The 17,407-nt window shown below is 63.9% G+C and carries 24 protein-coding genes; 3 read left to right on the top strand and 21 right to left on the bottom strand.

Features of this window, described 5'->3' with window-relative positions; all coding sequences use genetic code 11:
- Positions 1–6 precede the first annotated feature (6 nt).
- The 8 genes from SARO_RS21610 to SARO_RS13875 all read right to left on the bottom strand — a co-directional run bounded on the left by SARO_RS21610 (position 7) and on the right by SARO_RS13875 (position 7,715).
- A complete protein-coding gene (locus SARO_RS21610; protein ID WP_011446382.1) occupies positions 7–1,155 on the bottom strand; it encodes a glycine-rich domain-containing protein in 1,149 nt (382 codons plus the stop codon).
- A complete protein-coding gene (locus SARO_RS13905) occupies positions 1,152–3,125 on the bottom strand; it encodes a hypothetical protein (protein ID WP_011446381.1) in 1,974 nt (657 codons plus the stop codon). Before SARO_RS13905 ends, SARO_RS21610 begins: the two co-directional genes overlap by 4 nt.
- Positions 3,118–3,501: a DUF6950 family protein gene (locus SARO_RS13900; protein ID WP_011446380.1), complete on the bottom strand. Its 384-nt coding sequence runs from the start codon at positions 3,499–3,501 to the stop codon at positions 3,118–3,120. Before SARO_RS13900 ends, SARO_RS13905 begins: the two co-directional genes overlap by 8 nt.
- The gene (locus SARO_RS13895) at positions 3,501–4,055 is read right to left on the bottom strand and encodes a hypothetical protein (protein WP_011446379.1); all 555 of its coding nucleotides are present in this window, start codon (positions 4,053–4,055) and stop codon (positions 3,501–3,503) included. The genes SARO_RS13900 and SARO_RS13895 overlap by 1 nt, the downstream gene beginning before the upstream one ends.
- Positions 4,055–6,325, bottom strand: a complete 2,271-nt coding sequence (locus tag SARO_RS13890) for a phage tail tape measure protein (protein ID WP_011446378.1) — start codon at positions 6,323–6,325, stop codon at positions 4,055–4,057. The genes SARO_RS13895 and SARO_RS13890 overlap by 1 nt, the downstream gene beginning before the upstream one ends.
- Positions 6,326–6,384: 59 nt before the next feature.
- On the bottom strand, positions 6,385–6,651 hold the full coding sequence (locus tag SARO_RS21365; protein WP_011446377.1) for a hypothetical protein: 267 nt from the start codon (positions 6,649–6,651) through the stop codon (positions 6,385–6,387).
- A 206-nt stretch (positions 6,652–6,857) separates the two neighbouring features.
- Positions 6,858–7,262 (bottom strand): GTA-gp10 family protein, encoded by a 405-nt coding sequence (locus SARO_RS13880; protein ID WP_011446376.1) that lies wholly within the window; start codon positions 7,260–7,262, stop codon positions 6,858–6,860.
- A 3-nt stretch (positions 7,263–7,265) separates the two neighbouring features.
- Positions 7,266–7,715: a hypothetical protein gene (locus SARO_RS13875; RefSeq protein ID WP_011446375.1), complete on the bottom strand. Its 450-nt coding sequence runs from the start codon at positions 7,713–7,715 to the stop codon at positions 7,266–7,268.
- A gap of 156 nt (positions 7,716–7,871) precedes the next feature.
- On the opposite strand from SARO_RS13875, the gene SARO_RS13870 reads away from it, so the two are divergent.
- Entirely contained in the window at positions 7,872–8,204 is a 333-nt protein-coding gene (locus tag SARO_RS13870) for a DUF4258 domain-containing protein (protein ID WP_011446374.1), read from the top strand.
- Positions 8,201–8,701, top strand: coding sequence for a helix-turn-helix domain-containing protein (locus tag SARO_RS13865; RefSeq protein WP_011446373.1), 501 nt, complete (start codon positions 8,201–8,203; stop codon positions 8,699–8,701). Before SARO_RS13870 ends, SARO_RS13865 begins: the two co-directional genes overlap by 4 nt.
- Positions 8,702–8,708: 7 nt before the next feature.
- Here SARO_RS13865 and SARO_RS13860 read toward each other — a convergent pair whose 3' ends face one another.
- The 10 genes from SARO_RS13860 to SARO_RS13825 all read right to left on the bottom strand — a co-directional run bounded on the left by SARO_RS13860 (position 8,709) and on the right by SARO_RS13825 (position 13,610).
- Positions 8,709–8,939, bottom strand: a complete 231-nt coding sequence (locus tag SARO_RS13860; RefSeq protein WP_011446372.1) for a hypothetical protein — start codon at positions 8,937–8,939, stop codon at positions 8,709–8,711.
- A 20-nt stretch (positions 8,940–8,959) separates the two neighbouring features.
- Positions 8,960–9,391 carry a DUF3168 domain-containing protein gene (locus tag SARO_RS20290; protein WP_011446371.1) on the bottom strand — a complete coding sequence of 144 codons (432 nt, stop codon included), beginning with the start codon at positions 9,389–9,391 and terminating at the stop codon, positions 8,960–8,962.
- Positions 9,333–9,515, bottom strand: a complete 183-nt coding sequence (locus tag SARO_RS21135; protein WP_143004994.1) for a hypothetical protein — start codon at positions 9,513–9,515, stop codon at positions 9,333–9,335. The genes SARO_RS20290 and SARO_RS21135 overlap by 59 nt, the downstream gene beginning before the upstream one ends.
- A complete protein-coding gene (locus tag SARO_RS13850) occupies positions 9,512–9,916 on the bottom strand; it encodes an HK97-gp10 family putative phage morphogenesis protein (RefSeq protein ID WP_049759539.1) in 405 nt (134 codons plus the stop codon). Before SARO_RS13850 ends, SARO_RS21135 begins: the two co-directional genes overlap by 4 nt.
- A 5-nt stretch (positions 9,917–9,921) precedes the next feature.
- Positions 9,922–10,320, bottom strand: a complete 399-nt coding sequence (locus SARO_RS13845; RefSeq protein ID WP_049759406.1) for a hypothetical protein — start codon at positions 10,318–10,320, stop codon at positions 9,922–9,924.
- Positions 10,293–10,667 carry a DUF4054 domain-containing protein gene (locus SARO_RS13840; RefSeq protein WP_011446368.1) on the bottom strand — a complete coding sequence of 125 codons (375 nt, stop codon included), beginning with the start codon at positions 10,665–10,667 and terminating at the stop codon, positions 10,293–10,295. Before SARO_RS13840 ends, SARO_RS13845 begins: the two co-directional genes overlap by 28 nt.
- Before the next feature lie 108 nt (positions 10,668–10,775).
- The gene (locus SARO_RS21130) at positions 10,776–10,940 is read right to left on the bottom strand and encodes a hypothetical protein (RefSeq protein ID WP_011446367.1); all 165 of its coding nucleotides are present in this window, start codon (positions 10,938–10,940) and stop codon (positions 10,776–10,778) included.
- Positions 10,941–10,951: 11 nt separating this feature from the next.
- Complete coding sequence (locus SARO_RS13835) at positions 10,952–12,043, bottom strand: DUF2184 domain-containing protein (protein WP_011446366.1); 1,092 nt, start codon at positions 12,041–12,043, stop codon at positions 10,952–10,954.
- A 13-nt stretch (positions 12,044–12,056) separates the two neighbouring features.
- Positions 12,057–12,524, bottom strand: coding sequence for a structural cement protein Gp24 (locus SARO_RS13830; protein ID WP_011446365.1), 468 nt, complete (start codon positions 12,522–12,524; stop codon positions 12,057–12,059).
- 12 nt (positions 12,525–12,536) lie between these two features.
- Positions 12,537–13,610, bottom strand: a complete 1,074-nt coding sequence (locus SARO_RS13825; protein ID WP_011446364.1) for a DUF2213 domain-containing protein — start codon at positions 13,608–13,610, stop codon at positions 12,537–12,539.
- 64 nt (positions 13,611–13,674) lie between these two features.
- Between SARO_RS13825 and SARO_RS21125 the strand changes: the two genes are divergently transcribed.
- Entirely contained in the window at positions 13,675–14,160 is a 486-nt protein-coding gene (locus SARO_RS21125; protein WP_157042441.1) for a hypothetical protein, read from the top strand.
- Here SARO_RS21125 and SARO_RS13815 read toward each other — a convergent pair.
- The 3 genes from SARO_RS13815 to SARO_RS13805 are packed head-to-tail and all read right to left on the bottom strand — an operon-like array spanning position 14,157 to position 17,348.
- A complete protein-coding gene (locus SARO_RS13815) occupies positions 14,157–14,978 on the bottom strand; it encodes a phage minor head protein (RefSeq protein WP_011446362.1) in 822 nt (273 codons plus the stop codon). The two genes, SARO_RS21125 and SARO_RS13815, sit on opposite strands and share 4 nt — an antisense overlap.
- Positions 14,978–15,430: an XF1762 family protein gene (locus tag SARO_RS21735; protein ID WP_369596454.1), complete on the bottom strand. Its 453-nt coding sequence runs from the start codon at positions 15,428–15,430 to the stop codon at positions 14,978–14,980. Before SARO_RS21735 ends, SARO_RS13815 begins: the two co-directional genes overlap by 1 nt.
- A 13-nt stretch (positions 15,431–15,443) precedes the next feature.
- Complete coding sequence (locus SARO_RS13805) at positions 15,444–17,348, bottom strand: phage portal protein (protein WP_011446360.1); 1,905 nt, start codon at positions 17,346–17,348, stop codon at positions 15,444–15,446.
- Between the last annotated feature and the right edge of the window lie 59 nt (positions 17,349–17,407).

Below are 17,407 nucleotides of genomic sequence, written 5' to 3'. Positions count from 1 at the left end.
TCAATCTCAGAAGTAGTTGAAGACTATGACCAAGCCGTCTGCGCCGTTGCCGCCAGCGCCGCTGTTGCCCACGGAATCGACGCCTGCACCGCCGCCACCGCCGCCGCCGCCATAGAGACCGCCGTTGCCGCCAGCGCCGCTGTTGCCCGACAGGTTGGGCGCGCCGCCGCCACCGCCAGAGCCGCCACGGGGAGTTCCGGCCGCTGGCGCATTGCCCGCACCGCCATTACCACCGGCAGTGCCCGCAGTGCCGCCGTTGAGGCTTGCGCCCGCAGTTTGCGAACCACCAGTGCCGGGAGTGAGCGCGGAATTGCCGGTGCTGATCGAACCGCCACCGCCGCCACCAGTTGCGGCAAACGTGCCGACCGATGACGCAGCCGAAGGTGTCGCAGTCACACTGGTCGGGCCGCCAGTACCGCCAGAGAACACGCCGCCCGCCGCAAATCCTGCCGCGAGGTTGGCAGATGCACCCGCGCTGCCGCCATTGCCCCCGCGCGCGTAGACATGCCCCCCGAAGGACGACAGCCCGCCCGCAGTGCCCGCCGCTCCATCGGTTGAGTTTGTAGACTGCGCAGGAGCGCCGGCGCCGCCAGTTCCAACCGTGACCGTTTCTGTCGCACCGAGCAGCGTTGCCGGAATGATGGATTCAGAGAACGCACCGCCGCCCCCTCCGCCGCCGCCCGATCGGGCAGAACCTGCCGCACCTTTGCGGCCGGCGGCGCCACCGCCGCCGGCGCCGATGACCACAGTGCGTGCCGCCTTGAGGCCGGCCCGCTTCGTCCATGTACCGCTAGAGGTGAAGATGTCGATGATGCACGGGGCATCGCCGCTGTTGGTGCCAGTAAGCCCGAGATCCGTCTTCAGCGTAGCAAGGGTCTGGACTTCGGGAGCGCCAGAGCCTGCGGTCTTGCGATAGAACACGGTCCCGGTCGCAACGTCAGCCAACTTGGCGAGCGTGATAGACCCATCGGCAATCACCGGAGTACCGCCGAAATAGGCCAGGCTGTTCCAAGCAGTTGTACCGTCGCCAAACTTCATCTTGCCGGTGTCGGTTTCCAGACCCGGCTCCCCGGCAAGCAACACCGGATTTGCGGTCGTCCACTCGGAAGCGGTCCCGCGCCGGAACTTGAAGCGGATCGAGACGGTCGTCGTCATGCCGTGCCACCGTCGTAGATGATTTCGGAGACCGTGCTGACCGTGACCGGCGCCGACCACTCGGACACGCGCCCGTCCCCGACCTGATAGGCCACTTCCACCTCGATATCCTGATCTACGGTCACCGGCCCGACCCGTAGAGCGATCGGTGAACCGGCATCGATATCGGGATAGGTGAGATCAGCCCCCCAGACCGTTGCACCATCGATGCGCCAATGCGCGAACCAGGTTACGTCGTCGCGGTCGGGCCCATCCACATCGAGCGCGAGGTAGGCGTCCGCGCCATCAAACTCCGCCGCCGACCCCGTGATGCTCGGCGTTGTGAGGGATTCGGGCGCTACCCGGTTCCCGACGGCCGCCGGTTCGCCTTCCTCGGTGACTGGCGTCCATGCATCGACATTGGGATCGAACTCGACCCACTGGAACGTCACGCCCCCCGTCAGCGAACGCGACAGGCCCGTGATTTCAGCCACGCCATCAAAGAAAACCGCCCCGGCCTCCTCGATGCGCAGGTTGATGTAGCGTTCGCCGCGCGCGGCGCGACCGGCAATGTTGGTCGTCACGGTTCCGCGATTGATCGCGTTCTGGCGCGCCATCTTGCGCTTCGCCAGATAGCGGCTCTGGGCATGGCTGGGCACGTTGGGATCGAAGTTCGAGGACAGTATCCGGCCGCGCGCGGTGATGTCGCCGTCGTCACGCCACGGGTCGCACTGGACGGTGTTATAGTCGTGGAGCGACGAGACATAGGTGCACACCAGCTCGTTGACCGCCTCGTCGTCGTCGACGCCGCCGCCGTCCCACGTATAGGAGACGATCTCGTCCGGTCCGATGCTGACCGTCGGCGTGTAACTCTTGCCGGCATAGATCACGTACGCCCCGTCCGCGCGCGGTGCCATCCAGCCATCGAACGCAGTCAGGAAGGCGCTCTTGACCTCCTCCGGTGAATCCGTGTGCTTGTGGGCGAGACAGCACCGATACTTTGCTTCCGATCCGCCCGCCTTGAGCGAGCGAGCCTCATCGCAAACGGCGGCGGCGTCGGTCCAGTAGTTCAGCGTCGGTGCAATGTAGCGGTTCCACCAGGCAGTGCGCAGCGCCGCGAGTTCCGTGGCATAGTCGACGTGGCTGCGTGGCAGGGCAGGGCGCGGACCTTCGCGTACCAGCATGTAGTGCAGAAGCTGACGCACCGGGTTCTCGGTCCACGTCCAGCTGCCCTCGTCAAGGGGATCGACAGCCGCTGGATCTGGGCAAGCCTGCCAGCGCGCGACCAGCGACGGGATCGGTGCAATGCCCTGCGGGTAGATCTCCTGGAACTTCTTCGAGACCGGAGCGCAGAACAGAAAAACGAGGACAACACCGTCGCCACGGTGATCTTCGGTCCAGACCGACGGTCCGAGAAGGCGCTTTGCGGGGTCGTTCGTCCCGCCCGTGCCGGGGATGGTACCGGTCGTGTGGTAGAAGCTGACCTTGAGGTCTCCGTATCGCCCGTCAGAACCCGGCGTCACGAAATCGCCGGACAGGTAGACCTTGTCGTCGTTGAGATAGCGCTGTTCCAGACCGTCCATTTCGCCGTCGTGGATGGCGAAGATGTCGACGGCAGTGCCGACGCCTCCGCCGGAAACGACGCTGCTTTCCGAGGCCGTCTCGTAGACGATCCACGCGCCGTAGAGTCGGAGGCGGCCATAGGCCGACACGCGCTCTGGACGAGGTTGTTTCTTGGCGGATTCGAGGGTTTCGGATTTGATCCCGCCTGAGCCGAGAATGCCGCCAAGGGATTGCAAACCCAACGCAGTCACGCCCAGCGTCAGGCCGGATACGAGGGTCGATGCGATCGAAAACGCCGTAGTGGCGTAGACACCCGTGCCTGCAATGACGCCGCCGAGCGCACCGCTGAGTGCCTGTCCGACACCCGGGATGAAATTTACAGCCAGCGCCGCGCCGATCAGCAATATGGAGCCCAGCAGTTTACCCACGCGTCACACTCCAAGCCATCAGGACACAACTCGGCTCCAGCGAAGCGAAAGCCAGTCCGCGCGGCGCGACCAACGCCCACCGCTTGCCAGTGAAGATCGCCCCCGCCTCCTGCCCCAGGACCGAGACGACACCTACGTCGCCCGCGACCGGTTCTTTCGTGGCGCCAATGCCGGAGCCGAACATGCCTGCGGCGAACAAGGGCAGAAGCCCGTCATCGGCAGCGCTGGCGTCGATGTAGCCGCCCCGCCACTCGGCCATCGGGTCAGGCCAGCCGTTGGCGATGCACCAGTCTGCCGGGAACGTGCAGCAATCCCATTCGCCGTAGCGATGTTTGCGATGCGAGGCTGCAACGAGGAAGTCGCCCAGATCCGGCATCAGTTCGGCCCCCAGCGACGGGTCGTGCCCTGCGAGATGCCCCCGACGTTGCTGAACACAGCGTCGTCCGGGAAGTCGTAGCGCTGGTCGGCATCGGTGAAGTAGGCAAAGGCCGACCGACGACGTGAGGTGTCACCAGCGCCGATCGTCAGAACGAGGCTTCGAACACGCAGGCCGCTGCTGTCCTGACTGCTCACCGATAGCCCGATGCCCTGACCGGTCCATTCCCATTCGATGGCCACGACCTGCCAGTTTTCGTCGAACTCGATCCGGCCGATGTAAACCGGTGCCCCCGGTATGGTAGGGGCCTCTTCGGCAGCAAGCGCGACTGTTTCCTCGCTGACGCCCGACAGTGTAACTTCGAGACGCTGCGCCTTGCCGTTGATCAGCTGCTCCAGAGCGGGAATGTCGACAAGCTGCCCTGCGCCCATGATGATTATCGGGCTCGGGACCACGGCATCGGCCGCAAGAAGGAGCGGGCCGACGCCGGACCAGAATACAGCCGGATCTGGGGTATCGATGTAGAACACGAAGCTTTCGCGGTACGAGGGCATCAGATTTTGTCCCGCTGGTACTGGCTCATCCGGCCCGGCGCGGCCTTGAGGACTGCTTGCGCAGTCTGGCCGTCCATCGCGGCGGCCTGGCGCAGGATTTGGCTCGACAGTTCGCGCGCAAATCCGTCGGGGGTAACGCTGTTGCGAGCGTCGATGCTGATCTGAAAAACCTTCTGACCGCCTGCCTGGCGCAGCGCATTCATGCGGCCCAGCGGCACGATGTGTCCGCCGCCCTGCGGGATGAAGCCTTCCACGCGACCCGGCGACGCGCCTTCGTTGACCCGCACCATCTGGCCAGGCGCGACGTATCCGCCCGATGCTCGGCCGAACAATGAGCCGATGCCGGACGCGACGGCACCGAGAAATCCGCCGCCCCCGCCGGACGCGCTCGCCAGAGCTTCGGCGAGTGGACGCAGAATGACCTGCTCGATCAAGAGGTTCAGCAGGCCAGAAATCAGCGGATCGTCGGTGCCGATCGCCTTTTCCAGCGCACCGCGGATGCCGTCGCGGACGTTGTCGAGTTCTTCGACGACGTAGGATTCGACTTGCTCGTTGATCGCGTCCGGACTGCGATCGAGCTTCCGACGATATGCTTCCAGCGGCGTCTCGTTGGACCGCGAGGCCGCCTCGCGCTTGCCGGATGCTGTTGCATTAAGACCGTCGAGTGCCGCCTGAGCGCGCTTTTTCTCTGCCTCGGTCGCAGTTTCCGAAGCGATCACGCCTTCGAGCAGCGCCTTCTGATAGCGCAGCTCGAGGTCGAGCATTTCGAGCGCAAGGCGTTTCCGCTCGGTCTGACTGTCCGCGAGATCGTACTGGATCTGCAATCCGTCGCGATCGGTGCTGTAGCGTTCCTGGGCGAGGTCGCGGGCGTCTTGTTCGAGTTCCGCCTTCCGGCGCTGCTCGATGCGGTCGCGTTCGGCATCGGCCAACGCCTCGATCTGCGTCTTGAGGCGCGCACGCTGGTTCGCCGCTCCCTCTTTGCCGAGCCGGTCAAGGTCCGTGTCAGTGTCAACCTCTCGCAAGGCCCGAACGCGCGCCAGCTCGACGCTGCGCAGTTCAAGTTCCGCACGCTCATCGGCGGACTTGGCGACGCTCTCCATCGCGGACAGGGCCTGCTGCGCCATAGACGCCAACTGGCTGTCGATGCGGGCCATGATCTCGGCGGCAGATGGGCCTGAAGGTCCGGCAGTAGCTGCCTTCGTCTTCTTAGTTGTCGCCGCAGATGCGACAGCCCCGGGTGCTGGGGTTGCGCTGGCGCCTCCGATCCCGGTGATGCGGTAGTCCCGGAAGCCGCCGGTCGTGTCGACCTTGCCGTCCATCTTGGCAATTTCGTAGCGATACAGCTGCTCGTCCCGCTGGCCCTTGGCGCGGTCAGCATCGGAGCGGAACCAGCCCGTCTGCATCGCCTGCGATTCCCGCAGCCCCTGTTCGAGCTTGAACCGGCGGTAGGCGTCTGCGGCCTTGCCCGCCCAGTCAACGACGCTGGCCAGCGCGTTGGCAAGCGAGAGGATCGCACTGGCGTTGTCCGAGACTGCCCCCGCGATACGCGCCTCAAGGACTTGCTTGAGAGCGGAAAGCTTGTCCGCCGTCTCGTCCGCCCGTTGAATCTGGTCTTCCGACAGGACGATGCCGAGCTTGTGCGCCGCGTCGCGCAACTCGTTCACAGCCGCCGAACCACCCGAAAGCAGCGGTTCGAGCTTCTGGCCGGCGCGTCCGAACAAGTCCATGAGGATCGCGGCGCGCTCGGCCGGGCTCTCGATCTTTTGCAGCGCATCGGCGATCATGGGGATCGCCCGACCGGCGTCCATGACGTTCCCGTTCGCGTCCTTGACCGAGATGCCGAGCTTCGTGAAGGCCTCGGCCTGCGCCTTTGTCCCGCTCGCTGCCTCGCCAATGCGGCGGGTGAGCTGCGACAGCGCCTGGTCCATTTCCTCCTGGGAAAGACCAGCCTGCGACGCGGCGTAGCGATATTCCTGAAGCGCGTCCGTGGTTACGCCGAGTTGCTGCGCAACTTCCCCGAGGCTGGATGCATAATCGAGGCCGCGCTTGGCCGCCTGTGTCAGCGCGTCGACACTGACCGTTGCGAGGAAGCCAATCGCCGCGCCCTTCGCGAGGTCAAAGCCCTTGCGGATGTTCTGCCCCATCGCGACGCCGCGAGCCTCGATGGCGGCGAGCTTCGTTTCGGTGAGCCTCTGGGCGCCGGTGAGGTCAGAGCGATACTGCTTCAGGTCCGCCTGAAGCTGCAGAATGACGGGATCGATCTCTGGCATTGGGTCCGCTCCGGTGGCGGGGCGAACCTATGTTTCGAGGGGAGGGCAGGTTACCGCCGTCAGGGCTTGCCGTGGATTGCGGCCACGATGCAGGCCCCAACCCAGCTGACCACACCGGCTATAAATAGGGCCGCAGCGAGGATCAGACGGGTGACATAGACCTGCTGCTCGGCAAGCTGGATCATGTAGATCGCAGCCTCGCCGTATTCCGGTTGGGGGGTGTGCATGCGCAACGTGCCCCACGCCAGCCACAGGCCCATGAAAATGAGTAGGGTACCTATCGCCGCCAGGCCGCGAACGACCCATGGTCCTTGGAGGTTCAACATGACGTCGGAAATGGCACCCCGAGGCGCGTCGCGTCAACTTCAGCCCGTCGCATGCGCCGAGAGGAACCGCGACAAACCCACCGTGTCGGCAGCCGCATCCTTTTGCTGCTCCGGATCGCGAGCGGCGATTGCCTCGTAGTACATGGAAAGGGAGGTGCGCTCCCAGTTCAGCCCTAGCTCACCGCAATTGCCGATGACGACACCCTTTACGAAGGGCTCAACGTCGCGTCGTCGGCCTTTTTTTTTGAGCCTTCCGGCAACTGGATGCCGTAGATCGCAGCGCGGAGGATCTGGAACGCCAGTGCCGCGTCATGAATCGCTGGTCGCGCTGGGAAGCAATAGGTCTGGATAAGGTCGCGGGCTTCCTGCTCGCTCTCGCCCGCGCCGATGAGGGCGTTGGAGATCAGGGAATGGCACTGCTTTAGCCGTGCGTCGCTCGCCCCGATCAGGACCATGTCGCCGCTTTCCGCCGCGCCAAGGTTCTCACCCAGCGCGTAGAACAGGGCAAAAATCGAGCAACCCGCCTCGCGCTCGAATGCAATGACGCGCGACATCGGAAGCCAGAAGGCGCGCTCCTCACCTGCGAATAGGCGGTTGATCCGCGTTTCCATGGATTACCCGGCCGGCGTCCAGGTCCATGGGCCGTGGTTGGCGAGGGTAACTTCGGCAGTGCCGCCACCTTCACGCGTGATCGCCATGTTGGCGGCGGTCATCACAAACGGCCCGGCGAAAGTGCCGATTAGATCGCCAGCGTCCGTTCCGTCGTCGGCATATAGTTCGACCTTGTAGTTCTTCGCGGTGCCCAGCGCCTCCTCGAACGTGTCGATGTGGGTCTTGTCGATGAGGCCGGAACCCGTGATGTCGAGCTGCTTGCCGTTCACGCGAACCTTGCGGGTGGGAACCTCGCCGGGCTTGGCGCAGTCGCGGACGAAGCGGTCCGAGCTGTTGGCGGTGCGATTGACGTTCACATCCTGCAGGCCGCAGGCAATGGCGAACACTTCGGTTGGGGTCGCACCATCGCCGAGTTTGATCAGGGCGAAATCGGCTTCGACGGGAAGGGACATCAGCGCGGGCTCCTCGCAATCATCGCGAAGGGCTTAGGCTGGGTCAGGGTCGGTCGTTACCGCCGTCAGAGGGCGGCCTAATGGCCGTACCATCGAGGGAACCAATCAACGCTTTCTTCATTGACTGCGTGTACCACCTATCATAATGACAGGTGGATGAGGGAACCGGAACGACGCATTATCGAAATGCGACTCGAGCGGGAAAAGCTCGAAAGACGCATTCACGAGCTGGCTGACGTAGGCGAGGTTGCCTTTGGAAGCCATGCCATCGAGAGGATGGAAGAGCGCGGAATTTCCGACGTCCAAGTTCTACGGGCCCTCAAGACCGGAGAGATCCGTGGCGATGTCACCCCTGGTGATCGACCCGCGGAATGGAAATGTAAAATTGTCGAGAAGATGCGGGGGATGAGAGAGATTGGGGTGGTCACGATCGTGATCCGCAACAAGCGCCTCTTCATCAAGACCGTCGAATGGGAAGACCTAAAATGACCAGCGAAGCTGAACACTACTATATTGAGGGCGAAGCCATGTGCGCCGAACCTCTTCTGTATAGAGGTTGCGGGCTGGATGGTATTTACCTGTGCAATGGCTATGAGATTGAGGAAATTGACGGGGAAACCTTTACTTATGTGCAAGACCGCGAAGGATTGCATAAGGTGATTGCTCTCAATCTGGCGGAGCACCGAAAGACATTGGCCCCCAAGGAAATCCGCTTCATGCGGGTTGCCATTGACCATACTCAAAGCAGCTTGGCGAAAGTACTTGGCGTTTCCAGCCAGACCGTTGCGCGCTGGGAAAAGGGGCAAGTGGAAATTCCAGGGCCGGCAGACCGTATGTTGCGGGTCATGGTTCTCATGGCCATGCTTCCGGACGAAGAGCTTGCGAAGCTCATCAGAGAGATGACTGAACATTTGGATAGAATGGACGAGACAAACGTGGTCCCGCTGCAGTTCCGTCATGACCGCGAGTGGCGGGAGGCGGCCTAAAAGTTAGCTAATCCTGCTCAGCAATCACATGCATCGTCGCCCGCCGGCGCTGCGGTTCGTCGATGATGTCGCTGAGCAGGACACCCGTGATGGCATCGGCCACAACCTCGTCGTCACCTTCGATCAACCTGCGCTTCATGGTGTCGAAGTCATCGGGTGTCAGGACGCCATTGCGCTGCAACTGCGCGATCAGCACGGCCAGCAGCGAGCCGAGTTGGTCCTTGGTGAGGTAGTCCACGGCGCGAAGGTATCACGCCATCAGGCCGAAAGCACTCGCCAATTGCACTGGCAGAACCAGTGATAGTGGTCGGGGTCGCCGTCGGTCAGCAACCGGATATCGCTGAGCCTGATCCGGGCACGGGAACCTGCAGGTAGCGCTAGCCAGTTGTCCGCCAGAGCGGTTTCGATGGCCGCGCCGATCGATCCTGCATGATCCTCGGCAGTTTCCACGACGGCCCCACCTGACAGACGAGGGCCTGCGAAAGCATGCACATCCCACGAGCCCTGACCACCGTTGACGCAGGCCGCCTTGAGCCGCTGCGTGACCGGCGCGCGAAGGACGATGAAAGGCCACGCCGGAGCGCCTGGCGGATTGATCGATGCCGCCGGGACTAGAGCGGTCAGGGCAGCGTCAGCCTTCAGGCGCGACAGCAGCGCGCGCCGGACGAGCTTTTGCAGTCCTACCGCCATTGCGCTTCTCCTTCGGTGCCTGTGCCGCGATTTCGTCCCGGACCTGATGTTCCCCGGCCAGATAGTCGATCGTCACTTCCGGGGTGCGATAGGTCCAAGCCTTCGCGAGCTTGATTGTCTTCATTTGCCCGACCTCCTCACCAGCTTGCCCATTTCCTCGCGGAACAGGCGCTGAATCTTCGGCTCGGTCGCGTCGCGCGCGGGGCGCATATACGGGCGCGCCTCCATCTTCGACGTTCCGAGTTCGAGTTCGGTGGCATAGGGGCCCTCGGACCGCACTTCGGCGCTGAGTGGACCGGTCTTCTCGTTGACAAGGTTATCCTGCAAGACCCCGGTATCGCGGTTGGGCGGTTCGCCAGGTGCGCTGGGCACGTGGTTCTTTCCGGACACCGACCCCGCCGAGATCGAGCGGAAGGCCTCGGCGCGGACCATGTCGGAGCCGACGAACACGACCTTACCGGCCATGTCGACGGCTTCGTCGCTCAACCGGCGCAACCTCCGCAGGTGCTTGTCTGCGCCCTTCATCGCCATCAGGCGATCTTTCGGGCGCGGCATTCCCAACCGATGCCAGCGGGATCGCCCGTGATGGATTCCAGCGACCATGTGCCGGCATGCTCGCCGGTGGCGACGACGATATTGGCTTCGCTGTCGAGAGTACCGTCGAGCGTGGCAGTGAGGACGATTAGCCGCATGTCCTTTTCGAGAAAGCCGGGATCACTGCGCATCGCCTCGGTCGGCACGTCGAATTGCGCCTTGCAGGGCAGCGAAACCGGCGTGCCAGGGGTCACGATGCTGCCCCCGTCGTCATAGACCGCGGTGCCCGGCCACGTCGCCGACACGTCCTGAAACGGCGCGCCGAATTGCGCGGCAAAGCCTGTGGCAAGGCTGGCGAAGATCTGGTTCAGCACGGCTCGGCGCTCGGCTGCCATGCAAGGCGCGGTCCGCCGAATACGCTGCGGGCCAGCTGGCGGAACTCTCGACCGTAGAGTGTGGCGTCGTAGCCGGTGCGCGATGCAACTCCGTCCGAAACCGTGGCCGAGAAGGTGCCGGACTTGAACGAGGTGACGCCGGCGGGGACAGTGCCGGCGACGATGCCCAACTCTGCCATGCGATGCGCGGCGAGGGCCATTTCACCGCGAGCCCTGAGGCTGTCGGGCCAACCCGCGCAATCCTCCGCCGCTTCGGCCAGCCAGTAGTCGATGGTGGCGTCGGCGACGGCGGTGAAGGCTGGGTAGCGGGCCTTGAGTGTGGCTGCGGTGGGGGCGGAGTAGGCCATGGGGTGGGCATGGCGCAGGCGTCGACATGAGGTTACCGCCGTCAGGGCAAAGCAAAAGGGGCCAGCGTTGCCGCCAGCCCCTTCGCCACCCCTGTTGCGACCCCGAGGTTATTCGGACTTGGCGTCCGCTTTGGCCTTGGAGGCCTTGACCTCCTCGAACCATTCCTCGGCGAAGTCATCGGCCTCGATGACCGCGCCCACCTCGGCCTCCACGTAGGCGCCCTTGAGATAGGCGCCACGCGGGCCAGTGCTGATGTTCTTGACCTGTGCCATGTCAGCGCTCCTCAGAAGCTGTCGCGGTAGACGATCGCCTTGGGCAGGCGGACGTCGCAGCCGCCGACGTTCATGATGCCGCCGACCTCGTAGACGAGGCTGGACTTCTGGAACGCGGGCAGGAACTGGTGCGCGCCAGGCAGCATGAACTTGAGAACCTGCGGGTTGTTGTCGTAGGCGATCATGCGCGTGGTCGAGCCGGTGCCGGCCGTTTCGAGTTCGCGGCTCTTGAGGATCGTCAGAGCCTCGCCAGCCACGTTGTTTGCCAGCAGGAACGACAGGATCGTCGCGTTGGTGTCGCCGACGCGGGTCGTCGCGATGTAGTTGTAGCGCGACGTTGGAAGGGCCAGCGTATTGGCGATGTGCGTCTCGCCCGTGCCAGTCTCGACAGCGGTAAGCGCAGCATTGATGTCACGCAGGATCAGGTCGGGCGTCTTGTCCGCCCAGAGGCGCGAGGAGCCAGTGCCATCCGCCGCGACCTGCGCGGAGGGCGCTGAACCGTTGTTGATGAAGCCGGTCCAGCCCTTTTCGCTTTCACCGCGTGGCGTCTTGCCGGTCATGGCAATGCCGTAGATGAAGCGGTCGGCAGCCAGAACCGCACCCTGCGCCTTGTCAGACGAGAGCGAGCGACCGAGCTTGGCGGCGCGCTGCATTTCCTGCGTGTTCCACTCGTAGCCGATCGCGGCGAGATGGAAGTTGCGCGTGGCCTGGTTCATCTGGGTCGAAGCGTAGGGCATGTCGAAAGCGCCGCCGCCCATGAATTCAGCCTGGCCGACATTGTCCATGGAATAGACGACGGTGCCGACATCCCACATGTCGCCCGAGGTATCGACCGTCATGAAACGGCTGATGTCGAACGAGGGATACCGGGTCATGTAGACCTCGGCCTCGATGCGGTGAAGCTGGGGCGTCAGGAAGGCATAACCGACCTGGGCGTCCTGAAGGAACGCATCGACCTTGTCAGCGAAGGTCGCGGCATGGCGGGCGTTGTCGTTTGCCCACAGCGCGATGACCTGCTTCTTGGTCGCGGCATCAGCCAGCATGAATGCGCCGGGGTCAGTGATCTGGCCCGAAGCGCGGTCGAAGAACGAAAGTGCGGTCATTGTTTCAGTCCCCTTAGCGCTTCACGATGCGGCACAGGCCGTCGGTGACAGTTTCGTCCGCGACCCAACCCGTCGCGATGTGGGTTGCGTCGGCTGCTGTGGCGCCAACAAGGTCGGCAGCTCCGCCGCCGGTGCCGACGGTCAGTGCCGCGCCATCAGTCACCGCGCCCTTGACCGCGACGTAGATCGCGCCGGAAGTGATGATCGTGGCGGTATCGTACTGCTGGTACTCGTCGGCATCCTGACCGGCGACCGGGGCCATCGCCGACGTCGCGACGGTCCAGCCCAGGAAGGTGGCGAGGGTGCCGACCGTGGCGGTGCAGCCGTGATCGCCAGAGCCGCGATAGACGGGCTTGCCGAATGCGATGCCGGCCGCATCCTCGACGGTGCGGCTGATGCGGTTGGAGGTTTCGCCATTGGCGATCATGCCGGCGTAGCCCTTGGCGACGGTGCCGGTGTAGCTGGTCTGAAGTTCGGGCATCTGTCAGCCTCCTTAGGCGTAGCGCGCGGCGCGGATCGACGCGACGACGGTTGCGGAATCGGCGAACTTCGCCGGGGCGAGGTTGTGCACCTCAGGCTTTTCGTCGTTGGTGGCGGTCAGCACCGCGAACGCACCGGCAACGCCGGCGTCATCCTTCGGGCAGGCATCGCCGAGCTTGGCAGCGACCACGGCGCGGCGGATTTCCGCGTCGGTCTTGCCATCGACGACCAGGTCGGGCGCAATTGCCTTGACCTTCGCCACCAGCGCGGCGCGATCGGCAACCAGCTGGTCGAGACGAGCCGGTTCGAGTTCGGCCTTGGCATCGGCGAGCTGCTTCTCGAGCGCGGCGACCTTGCCGGTCTCGGTGCTGAGCTTGGCTTCGGCATCGGTGAGGGCAGTTGCGGCCTTGGCGGCAGTGTCCTGCAGCTTGGCGATCGCCGCTTCGACGGCGGCTGCATCGCCCAGATTGACGGGGATACCGTCGAGCATGATCGTCTTCATGACAGGCTCCATGATGGTAGTCGGAATTGCATCGCAGTGCGCAAACGCGTCCGAGATGCGGCATTCGGGGCCAGCTCGACCCCGGTCCACCAGCGCGACGTGGTTGCCCTGGATGGAAGTCTGGCGCGCGACACACTTGGTGCCGTCGGGCGCTGCGAAGTCGCCGAATTCCAGCGACGCGGCATAACCGTTGCTGAGTTCGCACTTGCCGGCATCGACCTTGGCAATCGCATCGGCGTCGGTCAGCAGGAGGTCGAACGCGAGATAATCGCCGTCGCGGATCGCGCCCATGACGGTGCCGCGCGCGTGCTGGCGCCAGTTGTCGGCAGTGACGGCCTCGGTAGGGTGATCGTCGGTGATCGGCTTGCCGACGAAGGACCGCACCGCCGCCATGTCGAAGACGGTGGCCTCGTCGCGCAGCACCTTGACCATGCCCTTGTCGCGCAGGCCGTGCTTATTCTCCGGATCGATCTCGGAGCCGAGGTAGTCATAGACGCCGACCCTGGCGGCCTTGGCGCGGACGGCCATGAAGCCTTCGCGGGTGCGGCGCGGTGCATCAAGGGTAAGGGCGTCGACGAATTGCATCGACGGCGGGGATATGCGGTAAGGCTAGGCGTCGTTACCGCCGTCAGAGGAAGATATGCAGCACTTGATTGATGATTTGCGAGCGTGCGCATCCGCAGGCATTTGGCATGCAGCACTAGCACTTGCCTTATCAGTTCCCGACATTTGTGGTGGTTACGATGCACCGAATGCAGGCAGCCGCGCTCGGTTTGTGAATTGGTGGAATCGCCACATGGCACAAAAATTGGTGCCGACTGGGGCGCGTCCTTTAGATGCTCGAGATATATACGCCCTGCGCTGTGCGATGCTCCATGAAGGCAAGGGCAATATTGAGCGGCAACGGGCCCGAGTTGCTGTCGCAGAATTCGCATTCATCAGGCCGCCTGACGGTTTGGTAATGCACTACAACACTTTCAACAATCAACTGGTCCTTCAGGTCGACCTTTTTTGCGAACAAATCTGCCGAGGTGCCGAGGAGTGGTTAGCCATTCCTGGTAATGCCCGGAAGGTGGAAGCAGAGCCGATGATGCAAGTATTCGATATGAGGAAAGGTGGCTTCTTTCGCTTCTAAAACTCCCCATCCAAGCTTAGCACAGCCCGCGACGTACACCCACAAAACGGCAACTGCCCTGGCCTGTCCTGTGGAGGCGGCGCACCGTCAGCAGGATCATCGCTGTAGCGCTTGCCGTCGCGGGCAGCATGCTCGGGCCGATAGTTGACCTTGTGCGACGAAACCCACTCCCACGCCATCAGGCCCGCCTGCCTGCGCCGCTCCTCGTTCAACGTCTCAGCTGCTTTCGACAACTGGTCGGACGCGATGTTGAGTGCCCGGCGCCGCCCCATCGCCACGGCTTCACGGATCTCGGCGGCAACTGCCCGCGCCGGCTTCTTTTCCGCCAGGCCGCGAAACACAGTATCGGAAATGCGGGCACGCGCCTGATCCGACACGGACCGCACAAGCTCGACGTTCCGCTCTATCACCGTGCCGAGCGGCGCGCGGACATCGGCAGGGCCAACCATCGACGAGATATCAAGCCCGGTCGACTGCTTCACGTTGGTCGACCACTTGCGCCGCTGGGCCTGCTCGACGCGTTGGGCCCATCGCTCCAGCCTGAGGCGTAGCGTCACCATCAAGCGCGAGATTCCAGCATCGACGGATACGATCACGCCGGACAGCTCGGGCGCGGCGTCGGTGGTCAGTTCCGAAAGGCTGCGGTCGTACTCGGCGACGATCACGCCAACGGCCTGGTCCCATTCCTTGACCACGGGCGCATAGCCTGAGGCGTAGAGGTCCGAGGCCAGCGTCGCGGGCAGAGTGACTTCGCGGAAAGTGACCGTACGGCGGCGCGGCTTGCGCTGGGCGAACATTGCGCGGAGGTCGTAGCGCATCAGGCCGGCACTTCGCTCAAGGCTTGCTCCCACCGAACCTTGTCGACGACGTCTTGGACCACCGTCCTTGGCCGAGATTGGCAGTTCCATTGCCGCCCTTTGACGACTGATGTCGGGGTTAAGCCTGCGCCACGCATTGAAGCACCGGACTCGTCCGCGCGGTTGTAGGTGATGAATCGGCGTCCGCCATGCAGTTGCCAGATCCTCTTGAGCCTCGAATTGATTTTCGAGCTGGCACCTTTCGGCGCTTCGTGTGACACGCAAACCCTGACAGCCTCGGCGCACGTTCGATCCGCTGCCAGTTCGCGAGCCTTGGGATTGCCCAAGAGACCTACGCCAACCAACCTTCCGTCAAGCTCCAAGCCGATGGCCGTTCTTGCTCCAGCAACCGATGGATTGTGGCGATGGTGCTCGCGAACAAAAGCTTTTGCTGATCGGATCGAGATGGGCACGAAGGTTAGCACCTCACTCCTCCGTAATCTTCGACTTCCAGTCCAGATCCAGCGGCTCGAACACCTCAGGCCCGAAGCGCAACTCTCCGGAAAACGGCTTGATCGCTTCGAGGTCGATGCCTTCCGGTGCCTGATAGGTCAGCGTCACGTGCGGCAGGTATTCCGGATAGTCGTGACTTGCGCCGGCGCGCACCATCTCGTCGTGGCGCGACTGCAGCGACCACGACGCGAACTGGAGGACGACGGCGCCTTCTCCGAACCGTTCGAGCGCGCGCGGACCGCCAGCCTTGATCACCAGACCGCCATCGGGATCGCTCGACCATCCTTCGCCCATCGCCATCGGATCGACAGCGGCACGAGAATATAGCACGGTGACATGGAGCTGGTCGGCAGGGACCGTCACGTCGAAGCCTTGTGCTTTCGCCCAGTCGATCAGCTCACCGCCGTTCAGCAACTTGCGATGGACATACAGCGGTCGCGGGCTGGCGTCGTTGGCAGCCACAGGCGGGGTGGTCGAGGTCCCGCCCGGAGCCGAGATAGCCGGATCACCTCCTTTCGTCCCATCGGGATTCATGTCCTCGGGCGAGGGATCGGCAACGATGCCATAGCGCTCGTCGTCGGGGATATCGGACAGCGCCGCCTCAAGTTCGGGGAGGTAGCCCTCAGAGATCATCAGCGATTGGATGCCGCGGTTGAATGCCTGCTCCGGCATTGCGTTGAGGCCGGCCAGCTTCTCGGCCGCTTCCATCTGCTTGGCGAAGCGATCGGCGCGCTCCTTGTCGGTCTCGACATCGAGCGGGGCAAATGCGTAGCTGGCGTTCGGTTCGGCGCGCCCCAGCGCGGAGGGCACGAGGTAAGCGTCGACGCGGTCGAGACAGGGCCCGAGTTCGAGGGTCTGCATCGCGCGGACCTTTTTCGACCAGTCCTTTTGCTGACTGTCGCCGGACGAGTTCATGCCTTCTGGGGCGCGGCCGAGCAGACGCGTCGCCGGGATGTCGGAAATCGCGGCGGCGAACTCGGCGAAGGCGTTGAGAACGTCCTTGGCCCCGGCGAAGTTGTAGGCAACGTCGTCGATCTTCTCCGCCGGGCCGTCGGCGCCATTTCCGCTGTCGTAGACCGCCGCGTTGTACATGCTTTCCGCCAGCGCGATCATGCCGAGGCGGGCGCCAATGCGGCTCTCTCCGTCGCTGGTCGACACGATGTCCGACAGGTTCGGAATACCGATGCGGGTTAGGCGGGCTTTGTGAAGCAGCGCTGCGAACGACGCGCGCGCGGTGTCGCTGTCCTTCACTGCTTCAAGGACCTGCTCCAGCCTGCTTTCGCCCCAGTAGGCGTCGTCCTGGCTGGCCATGCTCGCAATCAGGGAACCGCTGGTGTCGGCACGGAACGTCACGACGCGCGAGGGATGAATGAGCTGCTGACCGGTTGCGGTCTGCATGCGCCACATCTGCGGCTCGCCGTAGCCGGGAAGGCGGGCATCGTCCTGCAGCGCATCGAACGTCAGGTGCCAGCGCGAGACGACGTTGATGTAGGCGAGACCACCTTTGGCCACCGCTTTCGGTGCGGGCGTGGCAGGCTGACCAGGCAGGCCGAGGATGAACGCGCCGCCGCCAAGTCCGCGCAGGGTCTCGGCAAGCTTCGCCTTCTCGCGCAGCCCGAGCCGCTTTTCCTCGTCCCAGATCAGCGCGGCCTGGTCATCGTCGAGGCCGGACCAGTCGCGCCATTCCCGCACCATGTCGAGCGGTGGGATCTGGATGATCTTCTTGAGCAGGCCAGAGCCGGAGTAGGCGGCATGGATTTCGTGCTGGGTGAGGGCGCGGGTCGCGCAGTACGCCGATGCGGTGCGGGGATCGCGCGACGTGCCTTGGCCTGTGAGCGCATTGCGGAGGCTGTCGAGGATGTTGGTCACGGTGCCCATGGAGGTGGGCGTAGGGTTGCGGGTGGGGTGAGGTTACCGCCGTCAGGTCCTAGTGTTTC

This window comes from Novosphingobium aromaticivorans DSM 12444 (assembly GCF_000013325.1).
In the GTDB taxonomy this organism is placed as follows: Bacteria; Pseudomonadota; Alphaproteobacteria; order Sphingomonadales; family Sphingomonadaceae; genus Novosphingobium; species Novosphingobium aromaticivorans.
Note: the sequence above shows the minus strand (reverse complement) of the source record. Positions and strands in the feature narration are given on the sequence as shown.